Raw genomic sequence first — 14,418 nt, 5'->3', positions numbered from 1 at the left:
CAAGATATCTAGTGATCTATACCAATTTTCCCGGCCTATTTCTTTTTTCTCAGGTTCGCGTGTTTCCTATTCTAGAGCCAATTGTGGTAAGCTTAAACTAGATTATTTAAAAAAGAAAGCGGGAATGACAGATGATTGTAACAAACGATCAAGAATTAGAAGGCCTGAAAAAAATCGGCAGAATCGTAGCGCTGGCGCGTGAAGAAATGAAGCGGAAAGCAGAGCCCGGCATGAGTACAAAAGACCTTGACCTTATCGGAAAAGCGGTGCTTGACGAGCATGGCGCTGTTTCGGCTCCAGAAAAAGAATACGACTTTCCCGGTGTTACATGCATCAGTGTAAATGATGAAGTGGCGCACGGTATTCCAAGCACATCCACTATTTTAAAAGCCGGAGATCTTGTGAACATTGATATCTCTGCTGAATTCGGCGGGTTCTACTCCGATACAGGCATCTCATTTGTGCTCGGTGAAGGAGAAGAACGCCTTCATAAGCTATGCCAATGCGCGGAGGATGCTTTCCAAAAAGGCCTGCAGCAGGCAAAAGCCGGCAAGCGCCAAAATCAGATTGGGAGAGCCGTTTATCATGAAGCACGTTCTCAAGGATTTACCGTCATTAAAACCTTGACCGGCCACGGAATCGGCAGAAGCCTTCACGAAGCGCCGAACCACATCATGAACTATTATGATCCATTTGATAACGCACTCTTCAAAAACGGCACAGTGATTGCACTTGAACCATTCATTTCAACAAAAGCGGAAACCATCGTCGAAGCTGGAGACGGCTGGACCTTTAAGACGCCGGATAAAAGCATGGTCGCCCAAGTTGAGCACACCATCGTCATCACCAAAGACGAGCCGATTATCCTGACAAAGCTGTAAAAACACATTTCGTATGTTTAACCTCCTCCTTTTACAGGTAAATCATCACTATTCACAGGAGGAGGCACTGTAATGAACAGAGATCAAGAAAAAATCCAAATTGAAAACGAAATGAATGCAATGCACGGAACAATAAAAGAAGAAATTTTAAAAGACTTTGAAGAATTTAAAGACTACCTGAAAAAACAAGTTAACCGGGGCAAGAAATTAGGATTAGATGACGGCAAGCTTGTCAAAAGCGCTGCGATCCTGGGAGACTACCTCGCGAAACATGAAGAGCCGCAAAACGGCGAAGAAATGCTGCTTCAGGAACTTTGGAGCGTTGCGGATGATGATGAGAAAAATCATTTGGCACAGCTATTAGTCAAATTGGTTGAGAAACAATAAAACACCTAAGCCGGGCGTATGCCCGGCTTCTTTATATTGTCACAGCCCGGCCCATCCAGATATGCTACACTAGGATTAATGTCTGTGAAAGGAGCCTTTGTCCGCATGTGGTTTATTATTTTTGGAATCGTCTTTTTCATTGAAGGCATCATCATGACCGTTTTCGGCGTTAAGAAAAAAAACGGGATGCTTACATATATCGGTATTGTGTTCAGCATCATGACACTTGGCATTGTCGTGCTGAAACTCACCGGGCATTAAAATCATATTCAGCGTTTACTCCGCATATACATACAGGAAGAAAGTTCGCATCACTAGTGCGAAAGACTCAGTTTCCCCCGCATCTCTTTTCAGCATCTTTTGATAGATGTTACAATGCCAATCGTTTGGTCAATCAGATAGGGAAAGGAGTTTTCTGACATGCATTACGGCAGTAAAGGCTGGTATGTGGCAGAATTAAAAAAGCAGGGCATCACGAAATATGAAGGAAGAAAGCTTCAAAGCTATAAAACCTATTTTCTTGCCAACCTGCTTGAAACAAAGAAAAAACAATCCTGACATGGTGAAGCCGCGCACGTTTAGATGCGCGGCTTTTTTATTGAATCGAAAGCAGCCTGTCCCGTTTTTTGATAAAGGAAGATCTCCAGCTTTCAGACAATGCTTCTTCACTTAACATCCGTTCAATGGCAGTGAGATTTTTTGTGTCATGGTATTTGATATGGTTTGCGAATTGGACGGATATGCCTTTTTCGCCTCTGGACAGCAGTTCGAGCTTTGCATCCGGAGCGACCCTGCCCTCTTCCAGCACGCGAAAATAAAATCCTGTATATCCGGTTTGCTGAACTTTCAGCACCATATCCTTCACACCAAACTTTTTGGCCAGTTTTATACACGGCTGACGCGGCTGGCTGACCTGAACAACGGCATCATCAAGCTGAAAGACATCCCCTACGCAAACGTCCTCCTCAGTCAGGCCTTGCACCGTGAGATTTTCACCAAACGCGGCGTCCGGGAGCGATCTGGAGAGAAACTCCGTCCAAAACGGATAGTGCTCCGCGGGATAGACACAGACAGCCTTATCAGGGCCGCCATGATTGACGAGGTCCGCCTGTCCGTCTCCATCAAAATTCTCCCGATACAGCATAACCGCGGAAGCAGCCGGCCGCTTCATGATGCCGGTCTCTATTTTCTTTCCATCGTATTCAAGCGTCTGCGGCTTTCCCAGGTTAAGAGAAAGAATGGAATAATGCGCTGATGTCATACGAACACATCCCCTTTACAGTATATAAAATGATTGATTATCATAAAAAGAAAAGGTGGTTTTTACATGCTTCAATATCGAATCGTTGCAGACTGCCGGGTTCAAGGAGTCGGTTTTCGCTACTTTGTTCAAGCGGAAGCCGATAAGCATAAACTCACCGGCTGGGTCAAAAACCGTGATGACGGGCGTGTCGAGATTTTGGCCGAAGGGCCGGAAAACGCCTTGCAATCATTTCTTGAGGCCGTGAAGAAAGGCAGCCCCTTTTCAAAAGTTACCGGCATCTCTGTCACTGAATCCAGCAGCCTTGAAGGCCATCATCGGTTTTCAATAGTCTATTCGTAAGGCTTATCCTGATAAAAGTAATTCGGCTTGACGGTTGAATTGTCATAGGACCTGTGAAAAATATGTGTGGAAGCTGGTGAAATCGGCGGAATCAGCCAGGTCCAGTCACCCGTCAGCTTTCTGCCCGCTTCTTCCTCCTGCTCTTCAAACCGTTTAAACTGGCTTGCAGCCGTATGATGATCAACGATGCTGACGCCGTGCTTTTTATATGAATGCAAAACAGCTTTATTCAATTCAACAAGCGCCTGATCCTTCCATAAATCCGCATTGTAATCAGTGGCAATACCGATAACGGATGCCACTTTTTTGAGCTTATCATACCGCTTTTCATCAGCCAGGTTTCTCGCACCGATCTCCGTTCCCATATACCAGCCGTTAAATGGTGCGGCATTATAATGAACGCCGCCGATCTCAAGCCTCATATCCGCAATAATCGGCACGCCGTACCATTGCAGCTTCAGGTCAGAAAACGCTTCGAATTCCGGGTGGGTCAGCGGAACTTCTATCACCAGTGACCGGGGCAGCTCATACCAGACCGGCTGTTGGTCACCCTTCATGCGGAAAATAAGCGGCAGCAAATCAAAATCAGTCCGCTCTCCGCGCCAGCCAAGCTGCTCACAGGCTGCAGTAAGAGAACGGGAAGCAGGATCGCCGATTCTTTCTCCGTCGGAATCGTATCCCGCGTACCGGATCAGCTGATGATTCCAGATCTCTACCTGCTTTTCGCCCTTCTCTTCCGGAGGGAAAATCGTAATCGTCGGCCTGATTTTCCCGTTATTTGTTGCGGTTTCAATGTGATGCAATAAAGCGTCCCGTACTTCTTCTTTTGTCTGGACGTCACGTCTGTCAATGACATTCAGCGAATTCCAGAACAGTCTGCCGATGCAGCGGTTGCTGTTTCTCCAAGCCATTTTCGCCCCGTGCGCCAGCTCTTCCTTTGTATGTACATAGCTTCCAGTTCGGTCAATCTCACTTTTAATATCATCGAGACGGTCTTGCACTTCATCCTCCTTTCCGAGTTCCTGATAGCAATTGGCAATAAACGCTTTCGCTTCATTCCATAGTATTTCTTTATCTTCCAACAAACTCTCCTCCAAATCGCATTCATGCTTCTCATTGTATCGTTTTTGAGCGGGAAGACAAATGATTTTTCTGCATCTTCTTGGAAAAACAAATAAAAAAACACCCGCGTTTGCGAGTGTCAAAGGGATGATAAATGATTGGCCAATTCCATTAAATCACTGCGAAAGTTTCTGCCTGTCATTGGGATGCCGTGCCCGGTCAGCAGTGCTTCCGGTTCTAGTTCGGCAAGTCTTTGAATGGACTCGGCGGCCGTCTCGGTGTCAGGTGTGAAATAAGCCGGCGGGCCGTGAAGCTCCTGTTTTTGAATGAAGACGTCCGCCATTTTTTCCTGTTCAACTGTAATCACCGCATCACCTGCGACAAGCACATGGCCGTCCTCGCGGAATAGTGAAATATGGCCGGGTGTATGGCCAGGTGTGGCGATCCAGATCCACTCGTCCAGAAACGGAACAGTGCCGTCTTCAGGCAGTGCTTGAACATGAGCGGAAATATTGATCGAGTGGCGCGGAAACAGCGGCGACAGCTTGGCGACCAGCCCGCTTTTGCTGTCTGGCCGCGCCGGCGGATAATCCTCTTTTCCGGTTACAAAAGGCATCTCCCGCGAATGTATATAAACAGGAACATCCCAATGCTCAAGGATTTCTTCAATGGCCCCGATATGATCAAAGTGCCCGTGTGTCAGAATAATGGCTTTCAAGTGATAGTCATCGCCGAATCTCTGTTTTGCTTCGTTTAGAATCATGCCGGCTGATTGAGGCATGCCGGCATCTATTAAAATAAATGAATGAGGTTCAGAAGGATATTGAATAAAATAGACATTCGCAATTTGCACGGTCAGACCATGTACACCCTTTGCGGCTTCGAACCCAGTCCCGCTTCTGACTGAAGTCAGCGGCATATAAGGATCACTCATGTAGACACCTCCGGTACGTTGTATGCCGTTAGTGTATGTCATTCCGCCCGAATTATCATGCAGAAATCGAAATGGCTCCGATCAATAAAGCGGTAACCGTCATGACAATCACGGCGAGAACCGCCCATTTCAAAGCGAATTTTTGATGATCGTCAATGGAGACTCCGACAAGCCCGACAAGCAAATGTGTTGATGGCACAAGCGGGCTCAGCATATGAATCGGCTGGCCGATAATCGAAGCCCTGGCAATTTCCACTTTATCCACACCGTATGCGACAGCCGTTTCTGATAAAATCGGCAGCACTCCGTAAAAATACGCGTCATTTGGCATGAGATATGTGAAAATGCCGCTAGTTAAGGCTACAATCGCCGGGATAAACCCGCCCATTTGTTCAGGAATCATCGACACAAGCGAAATCGCCATTTCATCAACCATTTTGGTGCCTGTTAAAATTCCCGTAAAAACGCCTGCTGCAAAGATCATGGAGCCAATGGCCAGCACGTTGCTTGAGTGTGCTGAAATACGCTGTCTCTGATGATCGAGGTTCGGATAATTCACAATAAGTGCAATACAGAATGCGATGACAAACAGCACCGTTAAACTGACTTTGCCTGATACTAAAAACCCTATCAATGAAAGCGTTAACAACAAATTGAACCACCAAAGCTTCGGCCGCTTCCACTCATCTTCAACCGCAGCGGCTGGTTCGTTGACATCGGCCGGCTGTTTCAGCTCAATCACACCGAGCCGTTTGCGCTCCGCTTTACCCAGAACATACGAAACTGCGACCATACAAAGCATTCCGCTTGCGATCACAGGGATCATCGGCCCGGTCAGCTCAGCCGGATCAACCCCGAGCGCGCTCGCCGCCCGCGGCGTCGCGCCTCCCCACGGAATCGTATTCATAATCCCCATGCCGACTCCGGCGATTCCCGCCAATATAATCGGCCGGATGCCGAGCAGCAGATAGAGCGGAAGCATCGCGCTTGTTGTAATCATATAGGTTGTTGAACCGTCTCCATCCAAAGCAACAAGCATCGTAAGAACCGCTGTCCCGACAACGATTTTTAACGGATCGCCTTTGACCATATTTAATATTTTTGCAACCATCGGATCAAAAAGCCCAGTATCAATCATAATTCCAAAATATAAAATCGCAAACATAATCATAACAGCCGTCGGCGCCACCTGCTGAATCCCCGAGATCATCATATCGCCAACTTCAGTGAACCCGAAACCGGCTATCAGCGCAAACACAATCGGCGTTAAAACCAATGCTGTCAGGACAGAAAGCCGTTTTGTCATGATCAGTACCATAAACACAAGCATCATAAGAAATCCTAAGATTGCTAACACATTCATTCCCCCTTTAAATGAATCCGCTTACATTTTATCCCCTATTCCCCTTTTGCCTTTTTGTCATCGTATGAGAAAAACGTTCTCAAGTAAATAATTTGGTTTTTATGTATTTTTAATTTTTTAAAACCGTTTTGTTCTTTTTGGTCATTTCTCCAACACAAAAAGCATTCCGCATACGGCAGAATGCTTTTTGCTTAATTGCCTGTCATGATGGTTTGATAAAACGCTGATTGTTCTTCAAGAAACCGTGTCGTTTCCTTGCTGTTTAAATAAAAGCTTTCCCAGTCCTGCTCATTTATTTTCTTTTTCCATTCGGGCGAGGATGTCACCTTTTTTAATGCTTGGTCCCAGTAAGAGATCTCTTCCTCAGACATGTTTTTCGGTCCCAGCACCCCTCTCCAGTGAGAGAAGACAAACGGAATGCCCTGTTCTTTCCACGTCGGCACTTTTGGAAAACCGGGCAGCCTTTTCTCTGACGTGACGGCGGCTAATGTAATCTCGCCGTTTCGCTCGTACGGCTTGGCTTCTGAAACGGTCATGGAAGCTGCTTCAATCTCATGCCTGATAAGCGCCTGAATCAATTCTTCACTGCTGTCAAACTGTAAAAACTCAATGTCAAAAGGATCAATCCCGTACATATCAGCGGCTCTGACGAACGAGAGCTGATCGTCATTGCCAAGCCCCGGAGAAAAACCGATTTTGACTTTGCCTGGATGCATCTTGATTTCCTTCAGCACATCCTTCCCGCTTTTCATAGACGATCCTTTCGGAAGAGCGACAGTCTGCCATTCCTTAGCGAGAATCGCCAGAGGCGTAAAATCATCTGTTTTTAAATTACTTTGTCCAAGCAGGTAATTGCTCAGGATTAAACTGGACATCATACTGATGGTCTGCTTACCGCTTTGGTTGACATATTTCCAGCCTTTGTCGCCTCCGCTCCCGGGCTTATACACAAGATGAATACTGCCTTTCATCAGCTGTTTTTGCCTGAGCACGGATTGGATGGCCTGCGCCGTTACATCCCAGCCCCCGGAAGGCTCGGCAGGCACAACGATCTCAACCGGCCCGTCCGGCAGTCGGGGAGCGGCCGCCTGCCGGATATCACCTTGTGTGAAGACTAATAGACAAATGAATATGATCACAAGTTTTTTCATGACTATTCAGCCGCCAAATAATACTTTCTCTCCGGTCTGCCGATAATCCCATACTCCAGCTCGGCTCGCGCTTCTTCCTTAGACACAAGATACTCGGCATAACGGCGGGCTGTTGTTCGTGACGCGCCCATTGTTTCTCCGAGTTCTTCCGCTGTCATCCCTCCGGCCGCAGTACGCAGCGCCTCTTTGATTTTTTTCAGCGTGATCGGATTGATGCCTGTCGGCAAATTCTCCGCAGTGACAGCTTCCTTAGGGGCGCCCCCGAAAATATGGTCAATCATGGATTGGCTGACCTCCGGCTGAGACAGCAGCACCTGCCTTTTTTCTTTATACTGGAGCAGCACCTGCTTGAACTTATCAGCCGTTACGGGCTTTATCAAATAGTTTGCGATTCCCGCCCGCAGCGCTTCCTGTAAGTGGCGGGTTTCCGTTGCGGCTGTAATGATCATAATATCAACGTCCGGAAACCGTCTCCGTATCTCTGGAATCAATGCTGTTCCGAGCTCGTCCGGCATATAAATATCCAATAACAGCAAATCCGTTTTGTGTGTCTTTAAAAGCAACATTGTCTCTTTGGCATTGCCCGCTTTGCCGATAATGCTGAATCCATCTAGCTGCTGAATCAATCTCTCATGGATTTGCGCAACCCGAAAATCATCCTCCGCAATCACGATGTGAATCAAATGGATTCCCCCTTTGTCTGTTTCTCCTTCGGTATAAAAACAGTAAATACCGCTCCCCCGCTTTTTTGATTTGTCAGTTCGATCCAGCCTCCCAGCTCACGCACTGACTCTTTTACGTTGGCGAGCCCGTAGCCTCTCTTCATCCCCTTTGAAGAGTAGCCTCTTTCAAACACCGCTTCCATCTTATCGGGCGGCACTCCCGCCCCTGTATCAGATACTTCGATAACAACATCCCGTCCGATATCTGTAATAAAACATGAGACCTCCTGTACGCTTTGATCTGCTACAGCTTCGAAAGCGTTATCAATTAAGTTGCCGATAATCGTAATGAGATGAGACAAGCCGACATGAGGAGGAAGAGGTCCTAGTGTGCTGTTGTCATCGATCGACAGCTTCACCTTTTTTTCCGATGCTTTGCTCATCTTTCCTAACAAAATCGCCTGCACCTGCTGCGAATGAATGTTTTGGAATAAAATATCATGCTGCTCATTTTGGATGGCGTATTCCTCTTTAATCAGTTCAATCGCTTCCTCATATTCGCCAAGCTCAAGCAGCCCTAAAATCGCGTAGAGCTTATTGGAAAATTCATGAGTCTGGGCGCGCAGGTCCTCTGAGTATTTCCGCACCTCTGTCAGCGTGTCAATCAGCTTTTTCAGTTCTGTTTTTTCTCTGAAGCTGATAACGATTCCGTACCTCTGTCCGCCTTGTGTCATGACTTTTGTATTGATAATAAAGACTTGGTCGTTGACACATACCTCCTGATTCGATTGCATTTCTTCCTGCTCAAGCACAGACATCAGTTCTGCGCCCGGCATCACGTCATCAACAGGCACGTTCATCACAGGCTCGGGAAGCTTAAGCATCTCAGCCGCCGATACGTTCATCATCGTTACAATGCCATCACGATTGGTGGCGATGATCCCTTCCTTAATCGCCCGCAGCATCGCATCCCGCTCCCGATAGAGAGAGGCAATTTCGTGCGGTTCAAGGCCAAGCGTATCCTTTCTGATGCTTTTGGCAAGCGCGGCGGCACCGGCAAATCCAAGTAGCAGCACGAGTACAGCCATGAAGCTTAAGTCTCGCAGATGTCTCTTAATGCCTTGCTCTGTCTTCGTTTGCAGAAAATCAACGGACACGCTGCCGATCACTTGGCTGCGCCCCTTTTGTTCCTCGATAATCGGTGCGCTGCCACGAATCACCCTTTGTCCATCCGCTTTTGTCTCTGAGACGTGAGAGCCTCCAAACAGGATTTCTCTGCTTCTCGTCAGATGCTTATTTTCGCTATTGTCCGAGGCGATTCGGACCATTCCTTTTTCATCAAGCACATAAATGGCATAAGCGCCGGTCTGTTCTTTCATTTGTTCAATGACCTCCTGCGCCTCGGCAGCTTGCCCGTCTTTCGTCACGATGAGTCCCTTTGCCGGCGGCATATAGGAAATCGTTCTCGCCGTCTGCACCGCCAGCTGCTCTGCCTGTTTTCGCCCTTCTTTTGTTTGCTGAACGGCAAACGTGACCGTCAGCACGCCAATCACAAAGATCAGCAGCGCCGCAATCAACCCCATTATTTTCGTTTGCAGAGAAAAATGGAAACGCTTTTTCACCACAGCACCAGCCGTCCTTTCTACCTAGATCATACCATTTTTCTCCCGCAAATTTTCTTATTTTTCAAAATCCATTTCATTGATGATCAGAGTTTATGATTCAGATCATGATTTTTCCTCTCCAGATTTCCAGCGGCCTGTTTTGCTGAACACTCCTTTTTTCAGGAAGGAATCATTCCATCTGAACATTTCGATATATATATAGTATCTGATTGATTTGGTGAAGGGCGGTGGTTATGGTGAAAACGAGTATTATTGTGCTGACTTATAATCAATTGGCGCTGACAAAACAATGCTTGGAGAGCATATGGACGCATACCGATGATGACTGTATAGAAGTGATTGTTGTAGATAACGGCTCTCATGACGGGACACAGGACTACCTCAAACAGATTCCTTCAATCAAAACGATTTTTAATGAAACAAACAAGGGGTTCGCGAAAGCCTGCAATCAAGGCCTTGAGGCCGCTTCTGGAGACAATGTTCTTTTTTTAAACAATGATACTGTTGTGACGAATTATTGGCTGGAGCCGATGATCAAGCTGCTTTATCATAATGATAAAATCGGCATGGTCGGGCCTGTAAGCAATTATGTCAGCGGGCCTCAGCAAATTTCAGTTGATTACACCAGTTTAGAAGGAATTGAAGATTTTTCTCAGCGCCATTGCATGCGGCACCGGGGCAAATCAAGAAGCGTTTTAAGGCTGGTCGGATTTTGCCTTCTTGTCAAAAAAGAGGTGTTGGACAAAATCGGCGGCTTTGACGAGCGTTTTGGAGGCGGTTCATTTGAGGACGATGATTTGTGCCTTCGCGCTCTGCAGGCCGGTTATCAGCTGAAAATCGCCCTTGATTCGTTCGTGCATCATCACGGGCATGCCACGTTTTCCGGCAATCCGGATGTAAGTATCAGCCGACTATATCAGGTCAACCGCCAAGCCTTCGTAGATAAATGGAAGCAGGATGTGACGGCTTTTATTGATCCCCAGCCAGAGCTGACAGCCCTTGTGCCTTCAAAAGCCCGCTCCATCCTGCATATCGGCTGCGGCGCAGGAGCTGCGGGTGTAGAGCTGTTGAACCGGCAAACCTGTACATTGCACGGCATTGAAGAAGATACATTGCTACGTACAATAGCAAGCGCCTATTATGAACAAGTCACTTCTGCCGATACCGAAACATGCCGCCTTCCTTATCCTGAAGCTTTTTTCAATGCCATTTTGATAGGAGACCTTTTGAACTGCGCGATGTATCCCCAGCAAACGATTGAGGCTCTTGCCCTTTATCTAAAGCCTTCAGGTTCATTGATTTGCAGCATCCCGAATACAGCTTATGCAGACACGCTTTTCTCATTATTATGCGGAACACCAGCACACACACATTTCATCACGCCTCAAAACGTAAACACACTATTTCCCGAACACCTTTATGACATAAAATCAACCACCTCTCATTCAGCCGTTCCTGAATCGAACATACAGCTATTTTTACAAGAAGCTGAATATCTTGCCGGGCAATTTGGTTTGCCTTTAGATGACTTGTCAAAACATGCTCAAATTGATTACATGTTTGTCCATGCAATGAAGAAAAAACAGCCTGAAGCGGAGGTGGCGATTTGATTTCTATCAGTCTATGTATGATCGTGAAAAATGAGGAAGCCGTCATCGGCCGCTGCTTAGATTCTGTGCGGAGGATTGCTGATGAAATTAACATCGTGGATACCGGCTCAGTTGATCAGACGAAAGACATCGCTGCCCGTTATACAGACCGTATCTTTGATTTTGAATGGATAGACGATTTTGCGGCCGCTCGAAATTTTTCGTTTCAGCAGGCAACAGCTGACTATATTTTATGGCTTGATGCCGATGATGTATTTACCGAGAAGGATCAAGAACTGTTCTTGGAACTAAAAAGAACGCTTGATCCGCATATTGACGCGGTATCAATGAACTATCACCTGGCGTTTGATGAAGAAGGCAACGTCACATCCAGCTTACGAAGATACCGGCTCGTAAAACGGGAAAGGGGCTTTAAGTGGATCGGTGCGGTCCATGAATATTTAGAGGTGTACGGAAATCTCCAACACAGTGACGCAGCGGTTTCTCATATGCCGCTTAGCCATGACGCTCACCGAAATCTGCGAATTTATGAAAACATGGCCTCGTCAGGGAAGGATTTTTCGCCAAGAGATTTATTTTACTATGCAAACGAGCTGTGTGATCACGGAAAAATAGAAAAAGCGATAGAATACTATTTGCGTTTTTTGAAAACCAAGCAGGGGTGGGTCGAGGATAATATCAGAGCATGCAATAAATTAGCAGATTGCTATCATTCATTGGGATTGAAGGAAAAAGAATTAAGCTGGGTGCTCCACACGCTCGTCTACGGGCCTCCCAGAGCGGAAACGTGCTGCAGATTGGGGTTCTCTTTTTTAGAAAAAAACGATGTCCAAAGCGCGGTCTATTGGTATGAAAAAGCAATTGAAAATAGAGGCTCAGAAAGCTTGGCTTTTCAAAACCGCGCCTGCGCCACCTGGCTGCCCCACTTACAATTAGCCGTTTGCTACGATAAGCTTGGCCAGCATCAGCTTGCCTATCAGCATAATGAATCGGCTTTACAATACCGTCCTCATGATTCAAGAATGCTTGCCAACAAAACATACTTTGAAGAAATCCTGCAGCAGCAGGCTGGCTCCGGAGGTGAACATCATGGAAATCAATAAAAGGTCACTTGCTGATTCTATGAAAGAATATGAGCGAAAAGATAAAGAATATTACAAAGGCATCAACCGGCAGCTGTTTGACCTGGTAGAACCCCATGCGAAAACCATTCTCGAAGTCGGTTGTGCTGAAGGCCTGTTTGGCGCAGCTGTTAAGAAAAAAACGAAATGCTCCTATTATGGGATTGAATCATATCCGCCCGCTGCCGAAAAAGCCGCTCATCACATTGACGAAGTGATAACAGGAGACATCGAAACACTGAAGCTGCCTTTTGAAAAAAACACATTTGATCACGTCATCTTCGGGGATGTATTGGAGCACTTAATAGACCCTTGGGCAGTGTTAGCTAACATGAAGCCTTACGTAAACGAAACAGGGAGCATTTTGGCAAGCATTCCGAATATCGGGCATATCTCAATTTTTGAAAGTCTGCTGTCCGGCAAATGGACGTATACACAGGCTGGGCTGCTCGATAAAACACACTTCCGTTTCTTCACCTTGCAGGAAATGAAGAAAATGTTTCATGAAACGGGTTACAAGGTCAGCCAAATTGAGCCTATTTCCTTTACGACTCACTATTATGAAAAAATGATCAGCAAACTGACACATGTCAAAGCAAACATGGGAATTCACCATGCAAATTTCGAGGAGGAAGCCAGGGCCTATCAATATGTCATAAAGGCGCAAAAAAGATGAAACAGCATCTAAATGAAAATTCCATTTGCTTCATTACATGTGTTAATGATGACACCCTTTATGACCTCTGCCTGAGACATATCCAGTCTCTATCAGTGCCGCCGCATATGGAGGTTGAGTTAATTGATATCCGAAAGGCTGACAGTATGGCCTCCGGCTACCAGGCGGCAATGCATCAGTCAGACGCAAAATATAAAGTGTATGTACATCAGGATACATTTATCATCAATCGTTCATTTATTTACGATATCCTGCATGTCTTTCAGCAGAACGATGCGCTTGGCATGATAGGCGTCATAGGAGCTGAAGAAGTGCCGCAAAGCGGGATCTGGTGGGAGGCTTCTAAAAAAGCGGGAAAAGTCATTGAATACCGCAGTACGTATAGCTATTTGTCGTTTGATGAGATAGACGAGACCGTAAAAACAGTTGAAGCATTAGACGGTTTATTGCTGGCCACCCAGTACGATCTCCCGTGGCGGAAAGAGATCTTTGACGGCTGGCATTTGTATGATACTTCGCAATGCTTTGAGTTCAGGAAAAAGGGGTATTTGGTCGGCATCCCCCATCAGAAAGAGCCATGGGTCATACATGCATGCGGCAATGAGTTTGATTCTGACCAGTATTCTGATTACCTTGAAAAATTTTTGAGGGAGTATTTTAAATCATGAGGAGGCTTTAATAGGCACATCTAATGCGCTGCTGGTCTCATTTAGCTTTTGCAATTGAAAAAGCCGAAGTTAGCGAAAAGATTGCAAGTGGTTTTTCTCGATTTCAAGCCCAAATAGGCTACTTAGGAAACCTTCAAAATGAAAAAAGATTGTAGAAAATACATGTTTTTTCTACAATCTTTGTGAGGCCTATTACCTTTTTGGGTTGCTAAATTTTTCTGCTAATATTATTAATAAAAATAAGTTCTATTGCGCCCTGGTGCATAGGAATTCTAACTTTTATCAGAGTAAATTGAAGCCATTATGTAATCAATTAAGGGTTTAGTTAATTGAGATAAGTAGATTTAAAAGAAGTTCCAACATGTTCTCTTCTCCTTTCATGCATTAATGAAATCATGTTTTAATGCAATTAACCAATTGAGATAGAGACAAACAAGTCTAAAAGAAGTTCCAACATGAAATCACCTCCTTTAAAGACTGAATATTCAGATAAATATTGTTAATTTTTCATATTACATTTGAAGATCGAACTCTCTTTAATTTATATTGCAAAATAATAACTCCACAAGAACCCTCCTCTACCAATTTACATAAAATTACACCTAAGGTTTATGTGGACTAATTGAGTAAATAATATCATGAGTTGGAATTTTAGTAAATACTTTAAATTTCTCT

15 protein-coding genes and 1 pseudogene are annotated in these 14,418 nt (G+C 45.6%); 9 read left to right on the top strand and 7 right to left on the bottom strand.

All coding sequences use genetic code 11. The features are described from left to right. Positions 1 to 131 precede the first annotated feature (131 nt). The 4 genes from map to NSU16_RS04135 all read left to right on the top strand — a co-directional run bounded on the left by map (position 132) and on the right by NSU16_RS04135 (position 1,826). Positions 132 to 881 carry a type I methionyl aminopeptidase gene (gene map, locus NSU16_RS04150; RefSeq protein ID WP_010333379.1) on the top strand — a complete coding sequence of 250 codons (750 nt, stop codon included), beginning with the start codon at positions 132 to 134 and terminating at the stop codon, positions 879 to 881. Between the two features lie 72 nt (positions 882 to 953). Next, positions 954 to 1,268 (top strand): DUF3243 family protein, encoded by a 315-nt coding sequence (locus tag NSU16_RS04145; RefSeq protein WP_010333378.1) that lies wholly within the window; start codon positions 954 to 956, stop codon positions 1,266 to 1,268. A 105-nt stretch (positions 1,269 to 1,373) separates the two neighbouring features. After that, a complete protein-coding gene (locus NSU16_RS04140) occupies positions 1,374 to 1,529 on the top strand; it encodes a hypothetical protein (protein WP_010333377.1) in 156 nt (51 codons plus the stop codon). 159 nt (positions 1,530 to 1,688) lie between these two features. Beyond that, the gene (locus tag NSU16_RS04135; RefSeq protein ID WP_010333376.1) at positions 1,689 to 1,826 is read left to right on the top strand and encodes a YflJ family protein; all 138 of its coding nucleotides are present in this window, start codon (positions 1,689 to 1,691) and stop codon (positions 1,824 to 1,826) included. Positions 1,827 to 1,863: 37 nt separating this feature from the next. On the opposite strand, the gene NSU16_RS04130 is transcribed toward NSU16_RS04135, so the two are convergent. Further along, positions 1,864 to 2,529 (bottom strand): MOSC domain-containing protein, encoded by a 666-nt coding sequence (locus NSU16_RS04130; RefSeq protein WP_339192164.1) that lies wholly within the window; start codon positions 2,527 to 2,529, stop codon positions 1,864 to 1,866. Positions 2,530 to 2,595: 66 nt separating this feature from the next. Between NSU16_RS04130 and NSU16_RS04125 the strand changes: the two genes are divergently transcribed. After that, positions 2,596 to 2,871: an acylphosphatase gene (locus NSU16_RS04125; protein ID WP_339192163.1), complete on the top strand. Its 276-nt coding sequence runs from the start codon at positions 2,596 to 2,598 to the stop codon at positions 2,869 to 2,871. On the opposite strand, the gene nosA is transcribed toward NSU16_RS04125, so the two are convergent. The 6 genes and pseudogenes from nosA to NSU16_RS04095 all read right to left on the bottom strand — a co-directional run bounded on the left by nosA (position 2,862) and on the right by NSU16_RS04095 (position 9,668). Continuing rightward, positions 2,862 to 3,953, bottom strand: a complete 1,092-nt coding sequence (gene nosA, locus NSU16_RS04120; protein WP_326332171.1) for a nitric oxide synthase — start codon at positions 3,951 to 3,953, stop codon at positions 2,862 to 2,864. The two genes, NSU16_RS04125 and nosA, sit on opposite strands and share 10 nt — an antisense overlap. A gap of 119 nt (positions 3,954 to 4,072) precedes the next feature. After that, positions 4,073 to 4,867 (bottom strand): MBL fold metallo-hydrolase, encoded by a 795-nt coding sequence (locus NSU16_RS04115; RefSeq protein WP_339192162.1) that lies wholly within the window; start codon positions 4,865 to 4,867, stop codon positions 4,073 to 4,075. Positions 4,868 to 4,922: 55 nt separating this feature from the next. After that, positions 4,923 to 6,224 (bottom strand): citrate transporter CitM, encoded by a 1,302-nt coding sequence (gene citM, locus NSU16_RS04110; RefSeq protein ID WP_268450848.1) that lies wholly within the window; start codon positions 6,222 to 6,224, stop codon positions 4,923 to 4,925. Between the two features lie 197 nt (positions 6,225 to 6,421). Next, complete coding sequence (locus NSU16_RS04105; protein ID WP_326331696.1) at positions 6,422 to 7,381, bottom strand: tripartite tricarboxylate transporter substrate binding protein; 960 nt, start codon at positions 7,379 to 7,381, stop codon at positions 6,422 to 6,424. 2 nt (positions 7,382 to 7,383) lie between these two features. Next, a complete protein-coding gene (locus tag NSU16_RS04100) occupies positions 7,384 to 8,064 on the bottom strand; it encodes a response regulator (RefSeq protein WP_010333368.1) in 681 nt (226 codons plus the stop codon). After that, positions 8,036 to 9,668 (bottom strand): annotated as a pseudogene (locus NSU16_RS04095) (sensor histidine kinase). Before NSU16_RS04095 ends, NSU16_RS04100 begins: the two are co-directional and overlap by 29 nt. A 233-nt stretch (positions 9,669 to 9,901) precedes the next feature. On the opposite strand from NSU16_RS04095, the gene NSU16_RS04090 reads away from it, so the two are divergent. From NSU16_RS04090 to NSU16_RS04075, 4 genes are read left to right on the top strand one after another with little or no spacing between them, the layout of a single operon-like run. After that, on the top strand, positions 9,902 to 11,278 hold the full coding sequence (locus tag NSU16_RS04090; RefSeq protein WP_339192161.1) for a glycosyltransferase: 1,377 nt from the start codon (positions 9,902 to 9,904) through the stop codon (positions 11,276 to 11,278). Further along, positions 11,275 to 12,381 carry a glycosyltransferase gene (locus tag NSU16_RS04085; protein WP_268505999.1) on the top strand — a complete coding sequence of 369 codons (1,107 nt, stop codon included), beginning with the start codon at positions 11,275 to 11,277 and terminating at the stop codon, positions 12,379 to 12,381. Before NSU16_RS04090 ends, NSU16_RS04085 begins: the two co-directional genes overlap by 4 nt. Beyond that, positions 12,368 to 13,075, top strand: coding sequence for a class I SAM-dependent methyltransferase (locus NSU16_RS04080; protein ID WP_339192160.1), 708 nt, complete (start codon positions 12,368 to 12,370; stop codon positions 13,073 to 13,075). The genes NSU16_RS04085 and NSU16_RS04080 overlap by 14 nt, the downstream gene beginning before the upstream one ends. Next, complete coding sequence (locus tag NSU16_RS04075) at positions 13,072 to 13,743, top strand: glycosyltransferase family protein (protein WP_339192159.1); 672 nt, start codon at positions 13,072 to 13,074, stop codon at positions 13,741 to 13,743. Before NSU16_RS04080 ends, NSU16_RS04075 begins: the two co-directional genes overlap by 4 nt. Positions 13,744 to 14,418: the final 675 nt, after the last annotated feature.

Source organism: Bacillus sp. FSL K6-1003 (genome assembly GCF_037964945.1).
GTDB lineage: Bacteria > Bacillota > Bacilli > Bacillales > Bacillaceae > Bacillus > Bacillus mojavensis.
Note: the sequence above shows the minus strand (reverse complement) of the source record. Positions and strands in the feature narration are given on the sequence as shown.